General features: G+C 63.1%; 16 protein-coding genes and 2 pseudogenes. 10 read left to right on the top strand and 8 right to left on the bottom strand.

The annotated features are described in order from the left end of the window. Window positions 1-184 precede the first annotated feature (184 nt). Window positions 185-454 carry a hypothetical protein gene (locus tag X735_RS1000000169315; protein ID WP_023812294.1) on the top strand — a complete coding sequence of 90 codons (270 nt, stop codon included), beginning with the start codon at window positions 185-187 and terminating at the stop codon, window positions 452-454. A 15-nt stretch (window positions 455-469) separates the two neighbouring features. On the opposite strand, the gene bmt is transcribed toward X735_RS1000000169315, so the two are convergent. Both bmt and X735_RS146075 read right to left on the bottom strand, forming a co-directional pair. Then, window positions 470-1492 (bottom strand): betaine--homocysteine S-methyltransferase, encoded by a 1023-nt coding sequence (bmt, locus tag X735_RS146070; RefSeq protein WP_023812293.1) that lies wholly within the window; start codon window positions 1490-1492, stop codon window positions 470-472. Between the two features lie 134 nt (window positions 1493-1626). Further along, window positions 1627-2484, bottom strand: a complete 858-nt coding sequence (locus X735_RS146075; RefSeq protein WP_023812292.1) for a helix-turn-helix transcriptional regulator — start codon at window positions 2482-2484, stop codon at window positions 1627-1629. A gap of 230 nt (window positions 2485-2714) precedes the next feature. Here X735_RS146075 and X735_RS146080 point away from each other — a divergent pair, with 230 nt between their 5' ends. Continuing rightward, window positions 2715-3725, top strand: coding sequence for a fatty acid desaturase (locus X735_RS146080; RefSeq protein WP_031213520.1), 1011 nt, complete (start codon window positions 2715-2717; stop codon window positions 3723-3725). 91 nt (window positions 3726-3816) lie between these two features. Beyond that, window positions 3817-4644, top strand: coding sequence for a PhnD/SsuA/transferrin family substrate-binding protein (locus X735_RS146085; RefSeq protein ID WP_023812290.1), 828 nt, complete (start codon window positions 3817-3819; stop codon window positions 4642-4644). Here X735_RS146085 and X735_RS146090 read toward each other — a convergent pair. From X735_RS146090 to X735_RS146100, 3 genes are all read right to left on the bottom strand, one after another. After that, on the bottom strand, window positions 4609-5964 hold the full coding sequence (locus X735_RS146090; protein WP_023812289.1) for a Xaa-Pro peptidase family protein: 1356 nt from the start codon (window positions 5962-5964) through the stop codon (window positions 4609-4611). The genes X735_RS146085 and X735_RS146090 overlap by 36 nt on opposite strands. A 9-nt stretch (window positions 5965-5973) precedes the next feature. After that, window positions 5974-8544, bottom strand: a complete 2571-nt coding sequence (locus X735_RS146095; protein WP_023812288.1) for an FAD-dependent oxidoreductase — start codon at window positions 8542-8544, stop codon at window positions 5974-5976. Between the two features lie 170 nt (window positions 8545-8714). Continuing rightward, window positions 8715-10292, bottom strand: a complete 1578-nt coding sequence (locus X735_RS146100) for a trimethylamine methyltransferase family protein (RefSeq protein WP_023812287.1) — start codon at window positions 10290-10292, stop codon at window positions 8715-8717. A 252-nt stretch (window positions 10293-10544) separates the two neighbouring features. Here X735_RS146100 and X735_RS01000000166045 point away from each other — a divergent pair. From X735_RS01000000166045 to X735_RS146125, 7 genes and pseudogenes are all read left to right on the top strand, one after another. Continuing rightward, a pseudogene (locus X735_RS01000000166045) lies at window positions 10545-11719 on the top strand (MFS transporter). A gap of 145 nt (window positions 11720-11864) precedes the next feature. Then, window positions 11865-13037: an MFS transporter gene (locus tag X735_RS146105; RefSeq protein ID WP_023812286.1), complete on the top strand. Its 1173-nt coding sequence runs from the start codon at window positions 11865-11867 to the stop codon at window positions 13035-13037. A 61-nt stretch (window positions 13038-13098) separates the two neighbouring features. Further along, the gene (locus X735_RS146110) at window positions 13099-15171 is read left to right on the top strand and encodes a prolyl oligopeptidase family protein (protein ID WP_023812285.1); all 2073 of its coding nucleotides are present in this window, start codon (window positions 13099-13101) and stop codon (window positions 15169-15171) included. A gap of 256 nt (window positions 15172-15427) precedes the next feature. Beyond that, a pseudogene (locus tag X735_RS01000000166040) lies at window positions 15428-16814 on the top strand (aspartate aminotransferase family protein). Between the two features lie 143 nt (window positions 16815-16957). After that, a complete protein-coding gene (locus tag X735_RS146115; protein ID WP_023812284.1) occupies window positions 16958-17323 on the top strand; it encodes a hypothetical protein in 366 nt (121 codons plus the stop codon). An 81-nt stretch (window positions 17324-17404) separates the two neighbouring features. Further along, window positions 17405-18049, top strand: coding sequence for a cytochrome c oxidase assembly factor Coa1 family protein (locus X735_RS146120; protein ID WP_023812283.1), 645 nt, complete (start codon window positions 17405-17407; stop codon window positions 18047-18049). Between the two features lie 194 nt (window positions 18050-18243). After that, window positions 18244-20682: an FAD-dependent oxidoreductase gene (locus X735_RS146125; RefSeq protein WP_023812282.1), complete on the top strand. Its 2439-nt coding sequence runs from the start codon at window positions 18244-18246 to the stop codon at window positions 20680-20682. A 330-nt stretch (window positions 20683-21012) separates the two neighbouring features. On the opposite strand, the gene mmsB is transcribed toward X735_RS146125, so the two are convergent. The 3 genes from mmsB to X735_RS146140 all read right to left on the bottom strand — a co-directional run bounded on the left by mmsB (window position 21013) and on the right by X735_RS146140 (window position 23545). Continuing rightward, window positions 21013-21897, bottom strand: a complete 885-nt coding sequence (gene mmsB, locus X735_RS146130; RefSeq protein WP_023812281.1) for a 3-hydroxyisobutyrate dehydrogenase — start codon at window positions 21895-21897, stop codon at window positions 21013-21015. A 66-nt stretch (window positions 21898-21963) separates the two neighbouring features. Then, complete coding sequence (locus X735_RS146135) at window positions 21964-22332, bottom strand: four helix bundle protein (protein ID WP_023812280.1); 369 nt, start codon at window positions 22330-22332, stop codon at window positions 21964-21966. Window positions 22333-22375: 43 nt separating this feature from the next. Continuing rightward, complete coding sequence (locus tag X735_RS146140) at window positions 22376-23545, bottom strand: isobutyryl-CoA dehydrogenase (protein WP_023812279.1); 1170 nt, start codon at window positions 23543-23545, stop codon at window positions 22376-22378. Window positions 23546-23554 lie beyond the last annotated feature (9 nt).

The following is a 23554-nucleotide window of genomic DNA, read 5'->3' as shown; positions in this document are numbered from 1 at the left end:
AGATGGGATCGTTCTGACAGGGGAAACCGACCTACGGGCGGGTGAGGCAGGCCGGCGAGGGAAATCTTGCCGGCCTTTTTTCGCGGATTTTCCGGGTCGTTAAATTGCGCGGCATTTCCGGTACTGGATGGCAACCCTCTCCTTGTTACGCAGGACAGGTGTACTGGGCTTGAGGGAGCCGAAATTGCAGATCAGGACTATCGCCAACTCGATACCCCCAGCGCCAGACGCCTCGGCGGTTTCATCGGCCCCATCATCGGAATCCAGGCGTATCAGTGACGATGTCGCGCAGGCGCGCCATACCGCCCTGTCGGCACTGACCAACGACCGGTTCCGCATCATGCTGGAACAGATCACCGACCCCAGCGCTTCAGGCGCGCTGATGACGATGCGCGGCGACAATGTGGTCGACTTCAAGTCGGCGCAGTCGAGCTACGCCGACAACAGCGAATAGTCGAAAACCGATGGGTCAGGCCCGGCTGCGGCGGCGCTCGCGGCGGGCTTCGCTGGTCTCGGCGGTGTTTTCCGTCGCCACCTTGTTGCGCATCGGACCGATGCGTTCGACGATCGCGGCAACCGTCGGACGATCCGCCCTGGTGTGCGCGTCGAGCGCCTTGCGCATGGCGGCGAGGTGCTGGAACGAGGTGCCGCAGCAGCCGCCGATAATTTTGGCGCCGCCATCGACGGCGAGCCTGACATAGTCGGCCATCAGTTCGGGTGTGCCGGAATAATGGATCTCGGTGCCGCGGAATTCGGGAATGCCGCAATTCCCCTTGACGATCACCGTCGCTTCCGGCTTCGCCTCGGTCATGTCGAGCAGCGAGGCCAGGATGTCGGAGGCGCCGACGCCGCAATTGGCGCCAACGCCGAGCGGCGCCTGCGACAGCCCGTCGGTGACGCCGTGGATATCCTTCGGCAGCAGACCCATCATGGTGCGGCCGGCGGTGTCGAAGGAACCGGTGTAGGTGTAGGGCAAGCCGACGCGGATGGCCGCCTCGGCGGCGGCGCGGATCTCGTCGGGAGCCGACATCGTCTCGATCCAGGCAACTTCGGCGCCGCCGGCCTTGAGACCCTCGATCTGTTCGGCGAAGGCGTCGACCGCCTCGTGATAGGTCATGGCGCCCAGCGGCACCAGCAATTCGCCGGTCGGGCCGACCGAACCGGCGACGATCACCTTGCGGCCGGCTCTGTCGGCGACGGCACGAGCAAGCTCGGCGGCGCGCTTGTTCAGCGCATGCGCGCGGTCCTGCGCATGGTGAAGCTTCAAACGGTGACGGGTGCCGCCGAACGAATTGGTGAGGATGATGTCTGCGCCGGCATCGACGAAATTCTGGTGCAGGCTGGTGATGGTGTCGGGCGCCGTCTCGTTCAGCAGTTCGGGCGCCTCGCCGGCCTCCAGACCCATGGCGAATAGATTGGTGCCGGTGGCGCCATCGGCCAGCAGCACGCCCTTTTCAGCCAGCAGCGCATCGATCGGGTTGGTGGTCGTCATCGGATTGGCTTTCATGTTCGAAGTCGGATAAGGATATAAAGAAGTCTTTATGTGTAGTCAATGAATAGCTAGGACGGAGTTCGCCCATGCGGCGCCTTGAGCCATGGCGCGGTGGTGATCTTGGCTGCCGAAAATCAGACAGTGCCTGTTGGGAACGACATGCCGGCCAGCCTGTGCGCAAAGCCGGACGCCTCGTGCGCATTGATGTCGGCAGCCCGGATCAGATTGTCGAAATGCTGGATCAGCGTCTGGATCGGCTGGGTGGCGTTGAGCACCAGATACATGTCGCCGACATAGATGGCGGCACGATAGGGGCCGAAGATGGTGTAGGGGATCGAATAGCGCATCCGCCCATCATAGAGAAACAGCCGGAAGGTCGGGTAGAGGTCGTCGAGCAGCGTCGCCATGTGCAGCAACTGGGCGCGCCGGTCGGCTTCGGGGAAACGGTCCCAGACACCCAGCCCGCGGGCGAAGATCTCCAGCGTGTGGCGCGGCATGCAGACTTCCATGTCGGTTTCCGGGCGCCTGTTGTAGTCGATGCGGTATTGCGTTTCTCCGGCCTGCGCCAGGCGGCTCTTGTTGGTGATGCCGGCTTCGTAGTCGACCAGCGCTTCGGTGCGCAGAAGATCGGGAATGCCGGCAGGCACGTAGCGGATCTTGGTGCCGGCCGCCTCGGCATGCCATTTGGCCAGCAGGGTGCGGTCGAAGCCGTCGGGTGCCTCCTCGATCTCCAGGCTCTCGCGGATTTCGCCGGTGAGGCCCTCGTCCTGGCTGAGACCGAGTAGCCAGTCCAGCGACACTTTGAACTCGGCGGCGATGTTGAGCAGCGTTTCGGCGCGGGGCAGGCGGGTCGAGGCGCCGGACAGCAGCTGCGATAGCGCCGAGCGGTCGATGCCGACCGCGGTCGCGAAGGCCGACTGGTTCAGGTCGGAGCGTGTCAAGAGCATTTTCAGGCGTTCGCGGAAGATCGTCGACAGGTCGCGCTTGTCCATGTGCGGGCTCCACCTCGATTGAGGAAAAATTTGCGCCGAATCGCTTCCGAGCGCGCCTCAGGCGTAAATGAATCCCTAAGTTTGTTTACAATGTATAACATGTGCGGCCGAAAATGCGCAATCGCAACAGTTTGTGCACTTTGTCTCGTTGAGTGGAATCATTTCTCCTGACACTATGCTGTCAGGAGCCAATTGGGGTTTCCGGCGACTGAGGGACAGTGGTCGATAGCATGACGAGCAAGAGCATCAGGCGACACAGCGCACCGGCCATCGAGTGGCCGACCGTGGTACTCGCCTTTTTCTGTTACGCAACTTGGCTCGCCACCGGTTTCCTGCTCTGGCCATCCTACCCCGTCCTGGCGCTCGCCATCCTGGCTTTGACCGCCGCACTGCAATCGTCGATCATGCACGAAGTGCTGCACGGGCATCCGACACGCAATGCACGGGTCAACGAAGCCTTCGTGTTCCTGCCGATCGGTCTGGTCTGGCCATTCCGCCGCTTCAAGACCATCCATCTGCGCCACCACGCCGACGAGCGGCTGACCGACCCGTTGGACGATCCAGAGAGTTATTACCAGGCGCTCTGGCAGCATGACGAGCTGCCGCCGACGATGAAATTCCTGCTCAAGATCAACAACACCATGGCCGGCCGCTTCGTGCTCGGCCCGTGGCTGTCCTGCGTCGGCTTCTTCATCGACGACGCCAAGCAGATGTTCGCCGGCGACAAGGCGATCCGCAAGGCGTGGCTGCTGCACGCGATCGGCCTTGCCGTCGTGCTGCCGATCGTCCAGTTCGGCTTCGGCATCCCGCTGTGGCTTTACATTCTCGTGCCGGTCTGGCTCGGCCAGTCGCTGATCTCGATCCGCACGTTCGCCGAGCATCAATGGTCGGAACATCCGGAAGGTCGCACGGTGATCGTCGAGCGTTCGCCGCTGTCGTTCCTGTTCCTCAACAACAATCTGCACTTCGTCCACCACAAGACCCCGACCGTGGCCTGGTACAAGCTACCCAAGCTGTTTCGTGACCGCCGTGAGGAATGGCTGCGGATGAACAATGGCTATGCCTATCCGAACTATTTCGCGCTGATCAAGGCTTACGCCTTCAAGGCAAAAGAGCCGATCGTGCACCCGGTGCTGCGGCGTCAAGCCGAGCCGGGCAGGGCCTTCAAGCCGCGCATCAGGGCGCGCAGCATCAGCGGGCTTGGCAGTGCGCCGGTTCCCGCCGAGCCGCCCAAGGAATAATCCGGCCTATCCGGGGGTCCGTGTCGGCCAATTCTGATTGGACGCCGCGTTTTTGCGATCCTTTTTCCCGACATGATGATTTGATATCGGCATGAGTGAATTGGTTGCGGCGTTGCCGATGTATGATTGGCCCGAAGTGCGCGGCGAGGTCGACGCGCAATGGGTGCTGCTGCGCGATGCTTTCCGGGGAAAGGGCATTGACGCGCCGGAAACCATCGCGCGTCGCAATGGTGACCTGCCGCCGGTGCCGGGCGGAATTCGTGATGCTGCCGGTGCATTGATCGCACCCGATCCAGCGACATTGCCGCCGGACGAACTCGATTTTCACAGACTGTGGCTGCACCCGGCGCTGCTGTTCGCGCAGACCTGCTGGGGGCCGATGGAACTCGGCCTGTCCAGGCATGTGCAGGTGGTCGCCCAGCCAAGCTACGACGCCTACGAAGGCGGGCAGGGCGAGCTCTATTCCAGCGCTATCGTCATGCTGGCGGATGGCGCGCCGTCGGTTGCCTCGCCCAATGACGGCAGCCCGCTGGTCCCACTCGATCGCATCCGTGGCAAGCGCTTCACCTTCAACAGCCTCGATTCGATGTCGGGGTTCCTCGGTTTGACGCGCGACCTGGAGGCGATGGGCGAGAGCCTTGACCTCTTTGCCTCGCGCAGCGAAAGCGGTGGGCACCGTTCCTCGATCGTGGCAATTGCCGAGGGCAAGGCCGATATAGCGGCCATCGACTGCGAGAGCTGGGCACTGGCGCAGCGTTTCGAGCCGGCGGCGAAAAAGGTGGTGGTCATCGGCTGGACCGGGCGGCGCAAAGGCCTGCCTTACATCACCGCCGCGGTGACACCGGAAAAGACGGTTGGGGCGTTGCGCGAGGCCCTTGCCGGGCTAGCCGAGCAGCCTCGCATCCAACGGGTAGGTTGAGAGCTGTTCGTTGCCGGTCTCGGTAATCAGGATCTGTTCCTCGATCTTGACGCCTTCGCGCCCGCCAAGCCGGCCGATATAGCTTTCCACGCACAGCACCATGCCCGGTTCCAGCACGCCGTCCGGCGTGTCCGATGTCCAGTCGCTGGCATGCGGTAGTGTCGGATACTCGTCGGCCAGGCCGACGCCATGATAGAGCACGCCGTATCGCGTCGGGAAGCAGTCTCCCGGTGGCACGGCCGAGCGCTCGACGAGGTCGCGAAACGAGATGCCCGGCTGCATCAGTGCCGTGTTGTGCTCGATCTGATCGGCGGCGATACGGAACAGGTCGCGCTGTTCATTGGTCGGCTTTGCATCGCCGCACAGCCATGTCCGCGACAGGTCGGCGCAGAAGCCGTAGGGGCCGATAAGGTCGGTGTCGAAGGCGACGAGGTCGCCTGATACAATCTTGCGTGACGAGCATTCCTGGAACCATGGGTTGGTGCGCGGACCTGACGTCAGCAGCCGGGTCTCGATCCATTCGCCGCCGCGCGCGATGTTGCCGCGATGCAGTTCCGCCCACAACTCATTTTCGGAAATGCCAGGCTTCAGCGCCTGTTCCATTTCGCCCATCGCCGCCTCGCAGGCGACGATGGCGCGGCGCATGGCGAGGATTTCGTCAGGCGACTTGATCAGCCGCGCATTTTCCATCACCGCTTCGCCATTGCCGATGGAGATACCAAGCCGCGCCAGTTCCTCGACGCCTTCCGGGTTGATGTGATCGACGGCGATGCGGCTGTTGCCGCCGCCATGCTCTTTCACCAGATCGGCGATCCCGGCGGCCCAGCGGCGGACTTTTTGCTCGGTCAACTCGCCGCTATAGAGGTACATCCACGACACCGCCGGCCGCACCTCGTCGACGACGCCGGAATGATCGGACAGGTGCTCGCAGGAAAAATAGTCGAACAGCACCACCGGGCCGTCGGTGGCGACAAAGCAATGCCGCGTCGGGTTGTGCGCCACCCACAGCTGCATGTTGGTCGAGTCGGTGGCGTAGCGGATGTTGACGGGGTCGTAGAGCAGGGCGCCGGCATAGCCGCGCCGCTTCAGCTCGGCGCGGATACGCTCCAGCCGGTATTGACGCATGGCAGGCAGATCGGGCGCGGCAATGCCTGCCGCGGCCCATTCAGCTTCGGCCTGCGCGCCATAGCCCAGCACATGCTGGTTGAGCGAAGCCGCCTTCCGGCGGGAGGCGTCGCGGAGGGCCTCGATCGAGCCTGGCTCGAACGGCATGATCTTGCGATGGCGGCCAAAGCTGCCCTTCGGCCCCGCGCTGTCCATGGTCGAACCTCAGGTCCGCATCTTCTCGCCGCTCGGGTCGAAAGGCGCTTCGACGTTGATGCGGGCCGGCCGGCGGTGTCCGAGGATCTCGATCTCGAACAGGCCCGCGCTTTCGTCCTCGGCAAGAGCCGCCGGCACATAGCCTTGCGCCATCGACTTCTGCACATAATGCGCATAGCCGCCCGACGTGACCCAGCCAACCACGCGCCAGTCGCCGTCGACGATGCCGCGCACGGCGGACGCGCCTTCGGCAGCCTTGGAGCCGCGTATTTCCTTGCCGCCCTTGTCGAAGCGTGGCGCGCCATAGCCATGCGGCTTTTCCACCGTGCCGTAGTCCTTGCTGACCTTGGCCCAGATCGGTTCGTCGCCCATGACGTCGGCGTCGGCGGCATCGACGATGAAGGAGACGCGGCGCAGCTTCGGACCCTCGACCTGTTCCTTGGCGGCAGCCTCGCGGCCGATGAAGTCGTTCTTCTCCAGTTTGATGAAGCGGTCCATCGCCCCTTCGAACGGGCCGTAGATCGGCCGCAACTCGCGGAACCAGGTCGGAAAATTCTTTTCGAGGCGCATGGAGAGCAGCGCGCGCATGCCGAAATCGACAAGGCCGAATTCCTCGCCGGCGTCCTTGATCGCTTTGTAAACCAGGCGCTCGTAGGCCGGCACCATCCAGATTTCATAGCCGAGGTCGCCGGTGTAGGTGATGCGGTTGACCATGCAGGGCGCCCCGCCAACCGCCATCTCGCGGAAATCCATGAAGCGGAAGGCTTTTGTCGAGACGTCGACATCGACCAGTTTCTGCAGCAAGTCCCGTGATTTCGGCCCGGCGATCGACAGGCCGACCAGGGTCTGGTCGAAGCGGTGGATGCGCACCGTTCCGTCCTTCGGCAGGTGCTTCTCGAACCAGCGCATGTGGTATTTCTGCGCCGCCGACGAGCCCCAGATCATGAAGCGGTCTTCTGCCGCCTTGGCGATGGTGAAGTCGCCGATCAGCTTGCCGAATTCGTTGAGCATCGGCGTCAACACGATGCGGCGGGTCTTCGGCATGCGGTTGGTCATCAGCCGGTTGAGGAAATCCTCGGCCGCGGGTCCCGAGACTTCGTATTTGGCAAAATTGGCGATCTCGGTGACACCGACACGCTCACGCGTGGCGCGCACTTCCTCGCCGATCGGCCCAAAATCGTTGGAGCGGTGGAAGGAGACGATATCCCTGGGTTCCTTGCCTTCAGGTGCGAACCAGAGCGGTGTCTCAAGTCCCCAGCTGTCGCCCATGACGGCGTTGTTGGCCAGCATCGTGTCGTAGAGCGGGGTCGTCTGCGCCGGGCGTGCCGCCGGGAGTTCCTCATTGGGGAAGCGGATGGAGAAGCGGCGCGAATAGTTTTCGCGCACCTTGGCGTTGGTGTAGCGCAGGCCTGCCCATTCGCCGAAACGGGTGACATCCATGCCCCAGACGTCGAAGCCGGGATCGCCATGGACCATCCAGTTCGACAGCGCCAAGCCGACGCCGCCGCCCTGGCTGAAGCCGGCCATCACGGCGCAGGCGCACCAGAAATTGGTCAGGCCCTGCACCGGGCCGACCAGTGGGTTGCCGTCGAGCGCGAAGGTGAAGGGGCCGTTGATGATCTGCTTGATGCCGGCCTTCTCGATGCCGGGGAAATGCTTGAAGCCGATTTCCAGCGACGGCGCGATGCGATCGAGGTCCGGCGGCAGCAATTCATGGCCGAAATCCCACGGCGTGTTGACCGGCGACCACGGCTTGCAGGCCTTCTCATAGGTGCCGAGCAGGATGCCGTTGCGCTCCTGGCGGGTGTAAATCTCGCCCTTGAAGTCGAGCACGCCGATCATTTCGCGGCCGGTCGACTTGTTGAACTCCTCGACCTCCGGCATCGGCTCGGTCAAGAGATACATGTGCTCCATGGCCAGAACCGGCAGCTCGACGCCGACCATGCGGCCGATCTCGCGCGCCCACAGGCCGCCGCAGTTGACGACATGCTCGGCCTTCACCGTGCCCTGTTCGGTGACGACGTTCCAGGTGCCGTCGACCTCCTGTGTCAGTTCCACAACGCGATTGCGCAGCACGATCTCGGCGCCGAGTTTTTTTGCCGCCTTGGAGTAGGCGATGGTGGTGCCCGACGGATCGAGATGGCCTTCCACCGGATCCCACATGGCGCCGACGAAATTGGTCTCGTCCATCAGCGGAAACATCGCCTTGGCTTCGGACGGGGTGATCAGCTCTGTGTCCATGCCGAGATAGCGGCCCTTGGCGTGAGCCAGCCGCAGGAAATCCATGCGCTCTGGCGTATCAGCCATCATCACGCCGCCGGTCAGGTGCAGCGAGCAGGACTGGCCGGATATCTCCTCGATCTCCTTGTAGAGCTGCACCGTATAGGCCTGCAGCTTGGCGACGTTGGGGTCGCCGTTCAGCGTGTGGAAGCCTCCCGCCGCATGCCAGGACGAGCCGGAGGTGAGCTCCGAGCGCTCGATCAGCATGATGTCGGTCCAGCCGGCCTTGGCCAGATGGTAGAGAACCGAGCAGCCGACGACGCCGCCGCCGATGACAACCGCTTTTACGTGAGATTTCATCTAGATAAGTCCGTTTTTGAAGAGATTGAATCGGATGACCCCTCCGGGGGGAGAGGAAGGGCGCCAGCCGGCATAAGCTCGCGCCTTCCCTCTCCGCCGTCGATTGGAGGAGAGGTGTCGAGCGCAGCTCGACGGAGTGGGGGTCGACTGTTCATCAACAACACGGCCGATCAAAAATCGGTCGGCGCGCCGCCTTCGGACCGCCGCTTGGCGACGAAGGCGTTGAGTTCCTCGCGGATGGCCGGGTCCATGTAAGGCTCCTCATAGGACGCCAGCCGCTCCTTCCAGACCTTGTTGGCCTTTTCGAGCGCCGTCGGCGAGCCGGCTTCCGCCCAGGTCTCGTAATTGCGCCAGTCGGAGAGGATCGGCGAGTAGAAGGCGGTCTTGTAGCGGTCCTGCGTGTGCTGCGTGCCGAAGAAATGGCCGCCAGGGCCGACCGACTGGATGGCGTCGAAGCCGAGTGCCTCTTCGGAAAGATCGAGGGGGGTCAGGAATTCGGCGACCATCTGCAGCAGGTCGATGTCCAGGATGGTCTTCTCGTAGGAGCAGCGCAGGCCGCCCTCGAGCCAGCCGGCGGCATGCATCATCAGATTGCCGCCGCCCTGGATGGCGCCCCACAGCGAGAACACGCTTTCATAAGCCGCCTGCGCGTCGACCGTGTTGGCGGCGCAAGTGTTGGAGGTGCGGTAGGGGATGTTGTAGCGGCGGGCAAGCTGGCCGCCGACAAGCTGCGCCTTCATGTATTCCGGCGTGCCGAACGCCGGCGAACCGGACTTCATGTCGACATTGGAGGTGAAGCCGCCATAGCCGACGGGCGCGCCCTTGCGCACCATCTGGGCGAAGGCGATGCCGGCAAGCGCCTCGGCGTTCTGCTGCACCAGTGCGCCGGCGATGGTGACAGGCGCCATGGCCCCCGACAGGGTGAACGGCGTGACGACGACGACCTGGCCCTTGCTCGACATCTGGATGATGCCTTCCATCATCGGCACATCGAGCTTGAGCGGCGAATTGGTGTTGATGATGGTGAAGACGGACGGCTCTTCCAGCATCTGCTCGTGGCTGATGCCGCGCGCGATCCTGGCGATCTCGATGCCGTCGACATTGCGCTCCTTGCCGAGCGAATAGATGTGGAACACCTTGTCGGTCAGCACGCTGAGATCGCGGATACATTCGAGGTGGCGGACGGACGGATGGATATCGGTCGGCTCGACCGGGTAGCCGCCCGTGCAGTTCAGGATGTTGTGCATCTGCGCAAGCTTGAGGAAGTTGCGGTAGTCCTGCTGGTTGCCGGGCCGGCGGCCGCGATCGATGTCGGAGCAATTGGGCGCTGACGCCATCATCGAGATGATCACATTGTTGCCGCCAAAGCGCACATTGTGAGCGGGATTGCGGGCATGGATGGTGAACTCCGACGGGCAGTGCGACACCAGTTCCAGGATCATGTCGCTGTCGAAGCGCACCCGTTCGCTGCCGTCGCGCACATCGGCGCCATGCGCCTTCATGATGCTGCGGGCCTCGTCGTGCAGCACGTCGACGCCGATTTCCCGCAGCACGCGCAGGGAAGCGAGGTGGATCGATTCCAGCTCGTCGTCGGAGACCAGCCTGGTTGGCGCCAGCGGGTTCTTCAGCTGGCGAAAAGCCGGCTGCTCGAACGCGGCCGAGCCGCCGGCGCGCTTTCCGGCGCGGCCGCCGCGACGGGCGCGGTCAGTGGCCAATGCCGGTTCCAAGGGTTGTAGGGCGGCGGTCATGATGGTCCTCGTAGGATGCGATAGCGGGCGGCATAATGGACCGGCGGCTGCCCAGCCATTGCGGAGGCGGCGACCACTAGGGCGAGGGAAGCGACATGTCGGAACGGCAGTTGCGCGGCCACGACATCGGCCTGATCCCGCCGCCTCGTTGGCTTAAGCGGATTTCGGCGGCCGGCCCTTCCTTTCCCGGGATCGAACCGATAGCTACTCGGCTTGCCGGCCGGATGGCCAGCAGTTCATTTGGATGGCAGCATGGTCGCGACCGGCTCGAGCGAAGGCGAAGCAGGAACGCAATGGGCAGCGCTTGCCGGCGTCACCGCGGCACTTGCCATGTTCGGCGCTGCGCAGGGGTTGAGCTCGCCGCTGTTCACGCGCTGATGCGGAAACAGGGCATGTCGCCGGCGCTGATCGGCTTGTCGGCGGCGATGATACCGCTCGGGCTGATCCTTTCGGCTTCCTTCGTGCCGGCCGCGGTGCGGCTGGTCGGTGGGCGCAACCTGGCGGTCGGCTGCTCGCTGATCGGCGCGCTCTGCTTCCTGGGCATCGGCTATCTGCAGGACTGGGTGGCCTGGTTCGTCATCCGCTTTATCATCGGCGTCGTCATCAACCCGCTCTACATTCTCGGCGAGGTGTGGGCACTGTCGCTGGCGCCGCCATCGCGGCGCGGCAGGGTGATGGGCGTGTTCAACACGCTGATGGGCGCCGGTTACGCCGCCGGACCATTCGCGCTGACCCTGCTCGGTACGTCGGGCTGGGCGCCCTTCATGGTCGGCGTCGCCGGTTTCGCGCTCTGCGCGGTGATCCTGCACGCGGTCTCGTCTAAGCTCACCGGTTTCGAGGATGACGGCCAGCCTGCCAGCGGCCTCGTCGGCTTTGCCAGGATGGCGCCGGCGCTGCTGCTTGCCGTGCTTGTCTCGGCGGCGGTCCAGCAGAGCACCTATGCGCTGGTCCCCGTCTTCGGCGCCAGCTACGGCCTGGCCGAAGCCGTTCTGGCCTCGCTGGTGATGGCGCTTTCCCTCGGAAACATCCTGCTGCAGATACCACTCGGTCTTCTGGCGGAGCGTTTTGGCGCACGCGCCATGATCATCGTCTGCGCGCTGGCAACAACCGTTTGCGCGCTTTTGCTGCCTCTGCTGATCACAACGCCGTTGATCTGGGTCGTGCTGCTGGTGATGGGCGCGGTCGGTTACGGCGTCTACACCATGGCATTGGTCGAACTCGGCAGCCGGTTCAAGGGCTCTGTGCTGGTCGCCGGCAACGCTGCCTTTGCACTGATGTGGGGCATCGGTGGCATCGTCGGCCCACCCGGTGCCGGCCTGCTCATGCAAGGCATCGGCCCGCTCGGGCTGCCGGTCGTGATCGCCGGCCTCGACGCGGTGCTGGTGATGTTCGCGCTGTACCGGTCGTCCGTGCGCCGAGCTTCCTGACGAGCCCAACCTCCTGACAGGCCCAACCTCCTGACAGGCCCAACCTCCTGACAGGCATTGTCCGGAGAAAGCCGTTTTCCCCTGCCAGGGGCTTACCACCACGTTGCTCAATCGCTAATCCTGCAGCCTCGATAGCGGTGCGCACATGAATTTGGTTGAATCGAACAAGGACGAGACGATGCAATGGGCAGCGATCACCGGTGTGATCGCGACCGTCTCGGTGTTCGCCATCGCGCAAGGGTTGTCCTATCCGCTGCTGAGTTTCATCCTGCAGCGCCAAGGCGTTTCGCCCGCGATGATCGGCTTGTCGGCAGCCATGACGCCGATTGGTTTCATCCTGTCGTCGCCATTGATCCCGGCGCTGGCGCGGCGGTTCGGGGCAGGGCGCACGGCGCTTACCTGTGCGGCCCTTTCGGCTGTCGTGCTGGCGCTGATCGGCTGGACGCAAAATGTTTATTTGTGGTTTCCGCTGCGCTTCCTGATCGGCGTGGTGACCAACCCGCTCTATGTGCTGAGCGAAATCTGGGTCATCGCGCTGGCGCCGCCGGCGCGGCGAGGGCGCGTCATGGGTGTCTATTCGACGATCATCTCGGCCGGTTTCGCGGCCGGGCCGCTATGCCTGCTTGCAGTCGGCACCGAGGGCTGGCCGCCCTTCCTCGTCGGCATCTCCGCCTTCGTGCTGTGCGGCATCTGCCTGGGCTTGGTGCTGCCGCGCTTGCCCAAGGTCGACGAGGCCGGGCATCAAGTTTCCGTCCTGGGTTTCGTGCCGCTGGCGTGGCTGCTTTTGTTTGCCGTCATAGTCGCCGCCGGTTTCGAACAGGGCGCGCTGGCGTTGCTGCCTGTCTATGGCACCCATCACGGCATTACCGAGATCCGCATGTCGGCGCTGCTGTCGGTGATGATTGCCGGCAATATCGCTATGCAGGTACCGCTAGGCCTGCTGGCGGAAAGGCTTTCCGCGCGCCTGGTGCGGCTCGCCTGCGTCGCGATCACGGTGCTCGGCTGCGTCCTGCTTCCGCTTCTCATCGAATCGCCGCTCATCTGGCCAATGATCTTTGTCTGGGGCGCGGTTTCCTACGGCATCTACACGATGTCGATCATTGAGCTCGGCGAACGCTTCACCGGCTCCGCACTGGTTGCCGGTAATGCGGCCTTTTCCTTGATGTGGGGCGTCGGCGGTATCGCCGTGCCGCCGCTGGCGGGCGGCGCGATGGATATTTTGGGTGCCGGCGGGCTGCCGATCACGCTTGGGCTGCTGTGCCTGGCGCTGGCTATTGCTAGCCTCGCTGGTCGGCGGAAAGCCTCAATCGTGCGCTGAGAATATCGATACAGCCTGTCGGCGTTGGCCTTTTCAAAGCAACGCGTTTATCGGAGACCTCATGACCAAGCCTGCCACCCAGACGCCGAATTCCACCCCCTCGACCGACGATCCCTTCCTCTGGCTGGAGGACAGGACGGCCAAGCAGTCACTGGACTGGGTACATCGCCAGAACGAGGTCACGGTTGGCGAATTGCAGGGCGATCCGTCCTATCAGGCGTCGTTCCAGACCGCGCTCGACCTGATGACGGCCGAGGACAACATCGCGGTCGGCGCGGCAAAAGCCGGCCATGTCTACAATTTCTGGCAGGACAAGACCAATGTGCTCGGACTCTGGCGCCGCACGACCGTCGCTTCCTACAAGACCGAGAAGCCCGACTGGGAAACGATCATCGACTTCGACCAGCTTGCGGCGAAGGAGGGGGTAAAATGGGTTTTTGGCGGCGCAAGCCGACTCTATCCGGACTTCAACCGTTGCCTGGTGAGTATGTCGCCGGATGGCGGCGACGCCAGCGAGATGCGCGAATTCGACATCGCGACCAAGTCGTTTGTCGAGGGTGGGTTTCGTGCACCCGCTTCCAAGTCGGGCTTCAGCTGGCTGGATAAGGACACCTTGATTGTTTCGGCCGCTTTCGACGAGGCCGACAAGACCGAGTCCGGCTATCCGCGAGTCATAAAGCTGTGGAAGCGCGGTACCAAGCTGGAAGACGCGACGCCGATCTTCGAGGCGCAGAAAGAGGATCTCGCCGTTGGTGCCGCTGTCGAGTACGACGGTGACAGACGTTATCTGGTCCTGGCTCGAACGCTGAATTTCTTCGCTTCGCACATCTTCCTTCGGCTGCCTTCCGGCGAAAACAAACAACTGCCGCTACCGGACGACATGACCGATACGGCAATATTCAGGGATCAGCTCGTGTTCGGCGTGCGCAGTCCATGGACGGCGCCCGACGGCACGGTTTGCAAGCCCGACGGCCTCTATTCGCTGGATCTCGCGCACTGGGTCAAGATCGGCGCGCTCGGGCCTGTCGAAACCTTGTTCGAGCCGGCATATCGCGTTTCCATAGCCGGCGTTGCCCGCACGCGGGACCGGCTGTTCATCAGCCTGATGGACAATGTGCGCGGCAAGGTCGTCGTCTGCGAGCGCAAGGATGGCAACTGGTCGCTGAAACCGGTGGCGCTGCCCGAAAATGGCAATGTCGGCATCAGCCATGCCGAGCAGTTCGGCTCGAGCGTGTCCTTCTCCTTCACCGATTTCCTGACGCCGAGTTCGATCATCTGGTCTGACGACAATGGCGAGACGCTAGAAACCGTGAAGTCGCAGCCGGCGCGTTTCGATGCCTCGCCGCTGATCTCGGAACAGTTCGAGGCGCGCTCCAAGGACGGCACGATGATCCCTTATTTCGTCGTCAGGCGGCGCGATCAGAAGGGGCCGGTGCCGACGCTGCTTTACGGCTATGGCGGTTTCGAAGTGCCGCTGCTGCCCGGCTATGCCGGCGTGCGCGGCAGGCTATGGCTGGAAAAGGGCAATGCCTATGTGCAGGCCTGCATCCGTGGCGGCGGCGAGTTCGGCCCGGCCTGGCATCAAGCGGCGCTCAAGGGCAATCGCCAAAACGGATTCGATGATTTCGCAGCGGTCGCGCAGGACGTCGTCAAGCGCGGCATCGCGACAGCAAGCTCACTCGGCATCCAGGGTGGTTCGAATGGCGGCTTGCTGACCGGCGTTTCCTTGACGCAGCATCCCGAGCTTTTCGGCGCCGTCATTATCGAGGTGCCGCTGCTCGACATGCTGCGTTACGCCGAATTGCCGCCCGGCGCCTCGTGGATGGCCGAATACGGCGATCCGTCGAAACCCGAAGACGCGAAGTGGCTTTCAGCCTACTCGCCCTACCAGCATGTCGACGCCGCTGCCGCCTATCCGCCGGTGCTGCTGACCACATCGACCGCTGACGATCGGGTCCATCCCGGCCATGCGCGCAAGATGGCCGCCCGCCTGCAGGAAGCCGGCCATGCCAGGACGCTGTTCTTCGAGGAGACCGAGGGCGGCCATGGCGGGCGTGGCGACCGCCGGCCGCAGGCGGCGCAGACGGCGATGAAATATGTCTTCCTGCAGAGGGCGCTGACAGCCAAGGCCTAGACTCATTCCGTTATGGGCCAAGCAAAGGGTGGTTCTCCTCGACCAGCCTTTGCTCTAAGATGGCTTCCATGGCTCTCGTCAGGATGTTGATTGACGCATTTGAGGCTCGCGCATTGCGGGTCGCGGTGACGCCGTCACCGCGTACGCTGCGCGCCGAGCTTTTGCGGCTGTGCGCCCGCATCGGCTATTCGCCACCTCTCTGCCTCTGAAGCATTCGCCCCGGCTTGCCGGATAGAATCCAGAGGAAAGATCAGACATGACCTATCAGAATTATTCGCTGAAGCAGCTTCAGCAGATCGACGCCGCGCATCATCTGCATCCGTTCACCGACCACAAGGAAATGCGCGGGGCCGGGTCGCGCATCATCACCCATGCCAACGGCCCTTTCATCTACGATTCCGAAGGGGCTGAAATCCTCGACGGCATGGCCGGGCTGTGGTGCGTCAACATCGGCTATGGCCGTGACGAGCTGGCCGACGCCGCCTATGCCCAGATGAAGGAACTGCCTTATTACAACTCCTTCTTCAAATGCTCGACGCCGACGCCAGTGCTGCTGTCCAAGAAGCTGGCGGAGATCGCGCCGAAGCACGTCAACCAGGTGTTCTATGGCTCGTCGGGCTCGGAGGCCAACGACACGGCCCTGCGTCTCGTGCGCCACTATTGGGTGCTGGAAGGCCAGCCGGAGAAGAACCGCATCATCTCGCGCAAGATGGCCTATCACGGCTCGACCGTTGCCGGCACCTCGCTCGGCGGCATGGATGGTATGCACAAGCAGCTCAACGGAGCGGTGCCCAACATAGTCCATGTGATGATGCCCTACGCCTATGAACTGGCGCTGCCCGGCGAGAGCGATCATGATTTCGGCCTGCGCGCGGCCGGGGCTGTCGAGGAGGCGATCCTCGAAGCCGGCGCCGACAAGGTTGCCGCGTTTATCGGCGAGCCGGTCATGGGGGCGGGCGGCGTGAAGATACCGCCGGCGAGCTATTGGCCGGAAGTGCAGCGCATCTGCCGCAAATACGATGTCCTGCTGATGCTGGACGAAGTCATCACCGGTTATGGCCGCACCGGCGAATGGTTCGCCGCCCAGACGCTCGGCATCGAGCCCGACACGATCACCACCGCCAAGGCTCTGACCTCGGGCTATCAACCGCTGTCGGCATTGCTGGTTGGCGACCGCATCGCCTCGACGCTGGTCGAGAAGGGCGGCGAGTTCAACCATGGCTACACCTATTCCGGCCACCCGGTGGCCTGCGCCGTGGCGCTGAAGAACCTCGAGATCATCGAGCGCGAAGGGCTGGTCGACCGCGTCAGGAACGACACCGGTCCTTATTTCGCCAAGGCGTTGCAGGAGCGCATTGCCGGACATGATCTGGTCGGCGAGGTGCGTTCGATCGGACTGATGGGCGCGATCGAGATCGTCAAGGACAAGGCNCAAGGCGACCAAGGAGCGGTTCCTGCCGGCTGGAAGTGCGGCGGTGACCGTGCGCGATCATGCCATCGCGCACGGCATGATGCTGCGCGCTACCGGCGACACGATGATCCTGTCGCCGCCGCTGATCTGGACCCGCGATACGATCGATATGGCCTGCGATCGCATCTCGAAGGCGCTGGATCTGGCGCAAGCCGATCTGCGCAAGCGGTAGAACTCGACCCCTCGGCTGGGCGCTCCTCGGCGGGAGCGCCCAGCCTTGAGGCCATGCTGACGCGGGGAGCGAACGAATTCCACCACAAGCGCGTAGTGTGTGGGGCTGCGGCTGATTCGGCCGCGACAAGGGGTTTTGTTTCCATGAGAAAGACCGGCAAGAGCCGACGGACGCAAGAAGCGGCCAGCATCGGCGGCGACCTGATGCTGGCGCCGCTGGTGGCGATGATGCGGCTGCCGTTGATGACCATGGATGGCGGGAGCAGCCAGCCATGGAGCACGGAGACCGCGCGTGCGGTAAACGAGAAGACCGCCGCTATGGCCGAAGGCGTGTTTGCGGCGCAAATGTCCTTCCTGCAATCGGCATCGCGGTTCTGGCCGGAAATCTTTTCCGGCCGCACGCCGTCGCTGTTCAACGGGGTCGCGGCGGAGCGCTCGATCAGCGCCGCGCTGAAGCCGGCAAGCCGTGCCGTGAAAGCGAACTTTCGCCGGCTGTCCAACAAGACCTGACAGAAGTTGCAGAACTTTGATTTTGCGCATTGACGGGCGCATGCGCTAGAATCAGTCAGTACGTCACCGATGGGGGACACGATGGCCGGACAACCGCTCAACCAGCCGGCTGAAATTCCAGCCGAACTCGACCGCTGGAACTGGGGCGCCTTCTTCCTCAACTGGATCTGGGGCATCGGCAACAGCACTTTCATCGCGTTGCTGGCGCTGATCCCTGTCGTCAACATCATCATGATCATCGTGCTGGGCGCGCGCGGCAGCCGCTGGGCTTGGCAGAACCGCGCCTGGCGTGACGCGGAACAGTTTCGCAAGACGCAGCGCAACTGGGCAATCGCCGGCCTTGCCGTCTGGGTTGTCGGGATTGGCGGCTGCGCGACGATGGTGGGCAGCATTCCCTACGTCCTGAAAGGCAGCGATGCCTATCACATGACGATGGACAGGCTTCGCGCCGACGACCGCGTCAAGGCGGCGTTGGGTGATGATTTGACCGACAGTTTCTGGGTCGGCGGCCATCTCAACGTCAATGCAAATGGGGCCGGCGACGCCCAGTTCGGCATTCCGGTCCACGGCGCCAAGGGCAAGGGCACGGCCTATTCGACCGCTGTCCGGACAGCCGGCACATGGAGCTTGCGCCTGCTGGTCGTCAGGGTCGAGGGAACCAATGCGCCGATCGTGCTGATCAACGAAGATCATGTCCCGATCCCGAATGCTGCAATCGGAATATAGCTGGGCAAAACGCAAAAAAAGCAGCCTAAACACGGGCGCGAAGGCTGACAGTTCGGTCGGCTTTGTGGCCCAACAATCGGGTCACCACTGCTGCGTTCCAGACAAGGAAATATGCTGAAAAGCCGGATGCTGTCTGACAGTATGCGCATGCGTTCATGTGGGCCGGTGGCAATTTCATACAAGGGCACGCGCATATGGTGAGTTCCTTTCGTGCGGTCGTGGTCGGTGGCGGCTGTGTGGGTGCCGGCATTCTCTACGGCCTGGCAAAGCGCGGCTGGACCGATGTGGCATTGTTGGAGCGAACGCAGCTTACGGCCGGGTCGACATGGCATGCCGCGGGGCTCATCCCCTCTTACGCGCGCAGCCGCAATGTCGGCCGCATGATCGCCAGGTCGATCGAAATCTATGAGGGGCTGGAGGCGGAGACGGGCCAGAACGTCGGCTGGCACAAATGCGGCCAGCTGCGCATTGCCAACACGCGCGACAGGCTGGACGAGTACAGAAGCTACATGGACGTTGCCGAGGTCCAGGGTGTGCGGGCCCGGATCGTATCGCCCGCGGAGGCGCGAGAGATCTGGCCGCTGCTCGACAACAACAGCATGCTGGGCGCCCTCTACCATCCCGATGACGGCCACATTGCACCCGCCGATGTCACCCAGGCCATGGCCAAGGGTGCACGCGACCTCGGCGCGAAGATCCATCTTGATACCGAGGTCGTGGGTTTCGAGCGGATGCCGAGCGGCGAGTGGAGGGTCAAGACCTCGCGCGGTGACATCGTTTGCGAACATGTCATCCTTGCGACCGGCAATTACGCACGCCAGACAGGCGCCATGCTGGGCCTGGACATTCCCGCGATCCCGATCCTGCATCAGTACTGGATCACCGAGTCGGTTCCCGAGGTGGTGGAACGCAAACGGCTTGGTCTTCCGGAGATGCCGATCCTCAGGGACGAGGGTTACGAGGGCTATCTGCGCGAAGAGGGGGACGGGCTGATGTTCGGCCCCTATGAGCGTACCGAGCAGCTCAAGCTGTTCGCCGAAAACGGCGTCCCGGAATGGTTCGGCGCCGATCTGCTCGATGAAGATTTCGACGCCGTTTCCTGGAACTGGGAGCGCGCGACCGAACTGGTCCCCGCACTAGGCCGCGCCGGCATCAAGCGGAATGTGCGAGGGCCTTTCCAGATGACGGCCGATGAACTGCCGCTGATGGGGCAGGCGTGGGGCCTAGAGAATGTCTGGCTCGCCGAAGGGGTGCCGGGGGGCATCCTTTGGGGCGGTGCGATTGGCTACTACCTCTCCGAACGGATCGTGGAGGGTGGCAACAGCATCGACACGGCGGAGCTGGATCCCCGTCGGTTCGGCCAATATGCCAACAAGAACTGGACCCGGGCAAAGGTCCGGGAAGCTTGGGGCACCCACGCCGCACAGCACTATCCTGGCCAGGACATGCCGGCGGCGCGACCGCAGAAGACGGCCCCGTCCTATGACCGTCTAAGCCAGCTCGGCGCGGTATGGGATGTGTTGAACGGCTGGGAGATGCCGAGCTGGTTTGCGCCCGCGGGTGTCGAAGCGCGCAATGTCTACAGCTGGCGCTGGACCCCCAAAGGGAACCACGTCGCCGCAGAGGTCCAGGCTGTCCGCCAGGCCGCAGGCCTGGTCGAGATGACACCGATGACCAAGTTCGAGGTCAGCGGGCCGGGCGCCAAGGGCTGGCTCGACGGAATCCTGGCCAACAACTTGCCTCGTCCCGGCCGTGTCGCTCTTGCCCATCACCTGACGCCGGCCGGCGGCGTGCAGGCCGAGTATGTGGTGGCACGGCTGCAGAGCGACCTGTTCTATCTCATATCGACGCCGCGCGCCGAGCGCTGGAACCTTGACGAACTCAGCCGGCTGTTGCCGAAGGACGGCAGCGTGCATCTGCGCAACGTCACGGAGGATCGCGGCAGCTTCACGGTGGTTGGGCCGAAGGCGCGCGACATATTGCAGCCGCTGACGGAGATAGATCTCTCCAACGAGGCCTTCCCCTGGTTCAGCGTGCAGTCCGGCACTGTCGGCATGGCCAGCGACGTGCGACTGCTGCGCGTCAACTATTCGGGCGAATTGGGATGGGAACTCTATCATCCGCTCTGCTACCAGCGGCATTTGCTGGATGCGCTCCTGGCATCGGGAGAGGCGCATGGGCTGAGGCTGGTTGGACTTCAAGCGCTGGAATCGCTTCGTCTCGATAAATCCTACCGCGCCATGTATCGCGACATGAATCTCGAATTGTCAGCCTGGGAGAGCGGCCTCGACCGATTCATGAGCCTCGACAAAGGGGACTTCATCGGCCGCGCGGCACTGGTCGCAAAACAGAAGCAGGGGGCGGCACGCCGGATCGCCACGCTGTCGATCGATACGGACGGTGCGAGCGCGTTCGCCTTCGAGGGCGTCTACCGCGAAGGCGAGCTCGTCGGCCACATCACCTCTGCGGGCTACTCCTACACTTTCGGTCACGACATCGCACTTGCGCTGTTGCCCCTGGAACTTGTGTCGCCCGGTATCGAGCTCGAGGTGTCCATCCTCGGCGAGCGCCGCGCGGCCAAGGTGATCGCGGACTCGCCCTATGATCCGGAAGGTGCCCGCGGGCGCATGTGAGGCATCCCGGAGTACAGTTTCCGGGTTATCGATGTCTCAAAACGTGCTGCAGGGCAAAACGCAAAAACCGCGCTCCATCAGGAACGCGGCTTTGCCAGATACGCATGGCGCTTCGCTACGCAAACACTTTGCGAAACTTATGGCACTTGTCGAAACTTACGGGCTCCGGTACGCGAGACCTGATCCGGAGCGCCGGGCGGATGAGATATGTCCGCCTCGCAGTCCGTTTTATAGGGACATCGTTACCGCGGAGTTATCGAGAGCTTAAGCAAATCTAAATTTGCATTTTTTCCACCGAAGGAAACCGGAAAAACCCGCCAAATCCAAGGGTTACGCTGGGTTACCCCTGAGAAAATTAATTATGCCGGAGAAATCGACGCCGCCATGTCCCTGGGCGTTGAACAAGGCATAGAGCTGGGCTGCTTCGGCACCAAGCGGCGTTACAGCACCCGCACTTTGCGCGGCTTCCTGGGACAATTCCAGGTCTTTCAGCATCAGTGCTGCTGCAAATCCTGGGTTGTAGTCCCTGTTTGCGGGCGAAGTCGGCACCGGGCCGGGCACCGGGCAATAGGTGGTCAAGGACCAGCATTGCCCCGACGAGGTTGAGGCGACGTCGAACAGCGCCTGGTGTGACAGGCCGAGCTTTTCCGCCAGCACGAAGGCTTCGGCGACACCGATCATCGAAATGCCGAGGATCATGTTGTTGCAGATCTTTGCCGCCTGGCCGGCGCCGTCGCCGCCGCAATGGACGATGCGGCCGGCCATCGGCTTCAGGATCGGCTCCGCGGTTGCAAAGGCGTCATCGGAGCCTCCGGCCATGAAGGTCAGCGTGCCGGCTGCGGCACCGCCGGTGCCGCCTGAGACGGGCGCATCGATGGATAGCAGGCCGTGTTTGGCGGCTATGGCGTGCACCTTGCGCGCCGACTCCACATCGATGGTGGAGGAATCGATGAACAGCGCCCCCTTTTTCGCCTTGGGCGCGATGTCTTCGTAGACGGAGAGCACATGCTTGCCAGCGGGAAGCATCGTAATCACCACATCGGCATCCTTCGCTGCGGCAACGGCATTGGCCATCACAGTCACGCCATGCTCTCGGGCGACGGTGAGGCTTTCCGGCACAAGGTCGAAACCATTCACCGCATGCCCCGCCTTGACCAGGTTAGCGGCCATCGGATTACCCATGTTCCCTAGGCCGATGAAGGCAATGGTGCTCATAATGGTGCTCCGTGATTTGGGCTAGGCAGTAGGCAGTAGGCAGTAGGCAGTAGGCAGTAGGCATGTCTATTCCGGTGTAAGTCTGACAATGAGTTGGCGAAGCATTTTGCCGATGCCCTCGGTCGATATCAGCAAGTGATCAGCTTGATCATGCGTGGCAAGGCCAATGCGTTCGGCGATCTGGAGGTGTGTCTCGAACTCCTTCAGCGAGCCTTGGGCGATCCGGAGAAATTGCTGATAAGAGCCTCTGTTGTCTCGACCATAACCTTCGGCGATGTTTGCAGGGATAGAGGTCGCTGAACGGCGGATTTGGCTGGTCAACCCGTACAATTCTTCCTTGGGCCATGCCTTGGTCAAAGAATAGGTGGCGACAGCCAGATCCATCGCCTGCTGCCACACGATAAGATCCTTGTACGAACTGATCTTGCCGGTCATCTCACTGCCTACTGCCTACTGCCTACTGCCTACTGCCTACTGCCTACTGCCTACCAATCAGCGCCCGCGCGATGATGACGCGCATGATCTCGTTCGTGCCTTCCAGGATCTGGTGTACCCGCAGGTCCCGCACCAGCTTCTCGATGCCGTAGTCATGCAGGTAGCCATAGCCGCCGAGCAGCTGCAGTGCGTCGTTGGCGACGTTGAAGCCGGTATCGGTGACGAAGCGCTTGGCCATCGCCGACCATTTGCCGGCATCCGGCGCCTTGCTGTCGAGCTTCGAGGCGGCGGCATAAAGGAAAATACGCGCCGCCTGCAGCTCGGTCTCCATGTCGGCCAGTCTGAACTGCAGCGCCTGGAACTGGTTGATCTTCGAGCCGAAGGCCTTGCGCTCGGCGGTGTAGGAAAGCGCCTTGTCGAGCGCCGACTGCGCGCCGCCCAGCGAACAGGCTGATATGTTCAGCCGGCCGCCGTCGAGCCCGGCCATGGCGATGCCGAAGCCCGCGCCTTCGCCGGACAAAAGGTTTTCCGCCGGCACCTTGCAATCCTCGAAAATCACCTGGCGGGTCGACTGCATGTGCCAGCCCATCTTGTGCTCGTTGGCGCCGAAGGAGAGGCCTGGCGCGTCTTTCGGCACGATGATGGTGGAAATGCCTTTCGGCCCCTCGGCACCGGTGCGCACCATGACGGCGTAGACATCGCTGTCGCCAGCGCCGGAGATGAACTGCTTGGTGCCGTTGAGGACATAGTCGTCGCCGCTCCTGACCGCACGGGTCTTGAGCGCCGCGGCATCGGAGCCGGAGCCGGGCTCGGTCAGGCAGTAGCTCGCCAGCCATTCCATCGACGTGAGCTTGGGCAGGAAGCGCTGGCGCTGCTCGTCATTGCCGAAACGGTCGATCATCGAGGCCACCATGTTGTGGATCGAGATGAAGGACGAGAAGGCCGGATCGGCGTGCGCAAGCGCCTCGAAGATCAGTACGGCATCGAGCCGGCCGAGCGCGGAACCACCGACGTCATCGCTGATATAGATGCCGCCAAGGCCGAGCGGCCCGGTCTCGCGGATCACGTCGGCCGGGAAATGCTTGTTGCGGTCCCAGTCTAACGCATTCGGCGCGACACGGTCTGCGGCGAAGGCCTGCGCCATCTCCTGGATGGCGCCCTGCTCCTCGTTAAGTTCGAACTGGCTGGTGCTCGCATCGACCGCGGCGTCCATGGCGTGCTC

Origin of the sequence: Mesorhizobium sp. L2C084A000, from assembly GCF_000502875.1 — a bacterium.
Classification (GTDB): Bacteria; Pseudomonadota; Alphaproteobacteria; order Rhizobiales; family Rhizobiaceae; genus Mesorhizobium.
The sequence above is the reverse complement of the archived record's forward strand: the minus strand, read 5'-3'. Positions and strand labels throughout refer to the sequence as shown.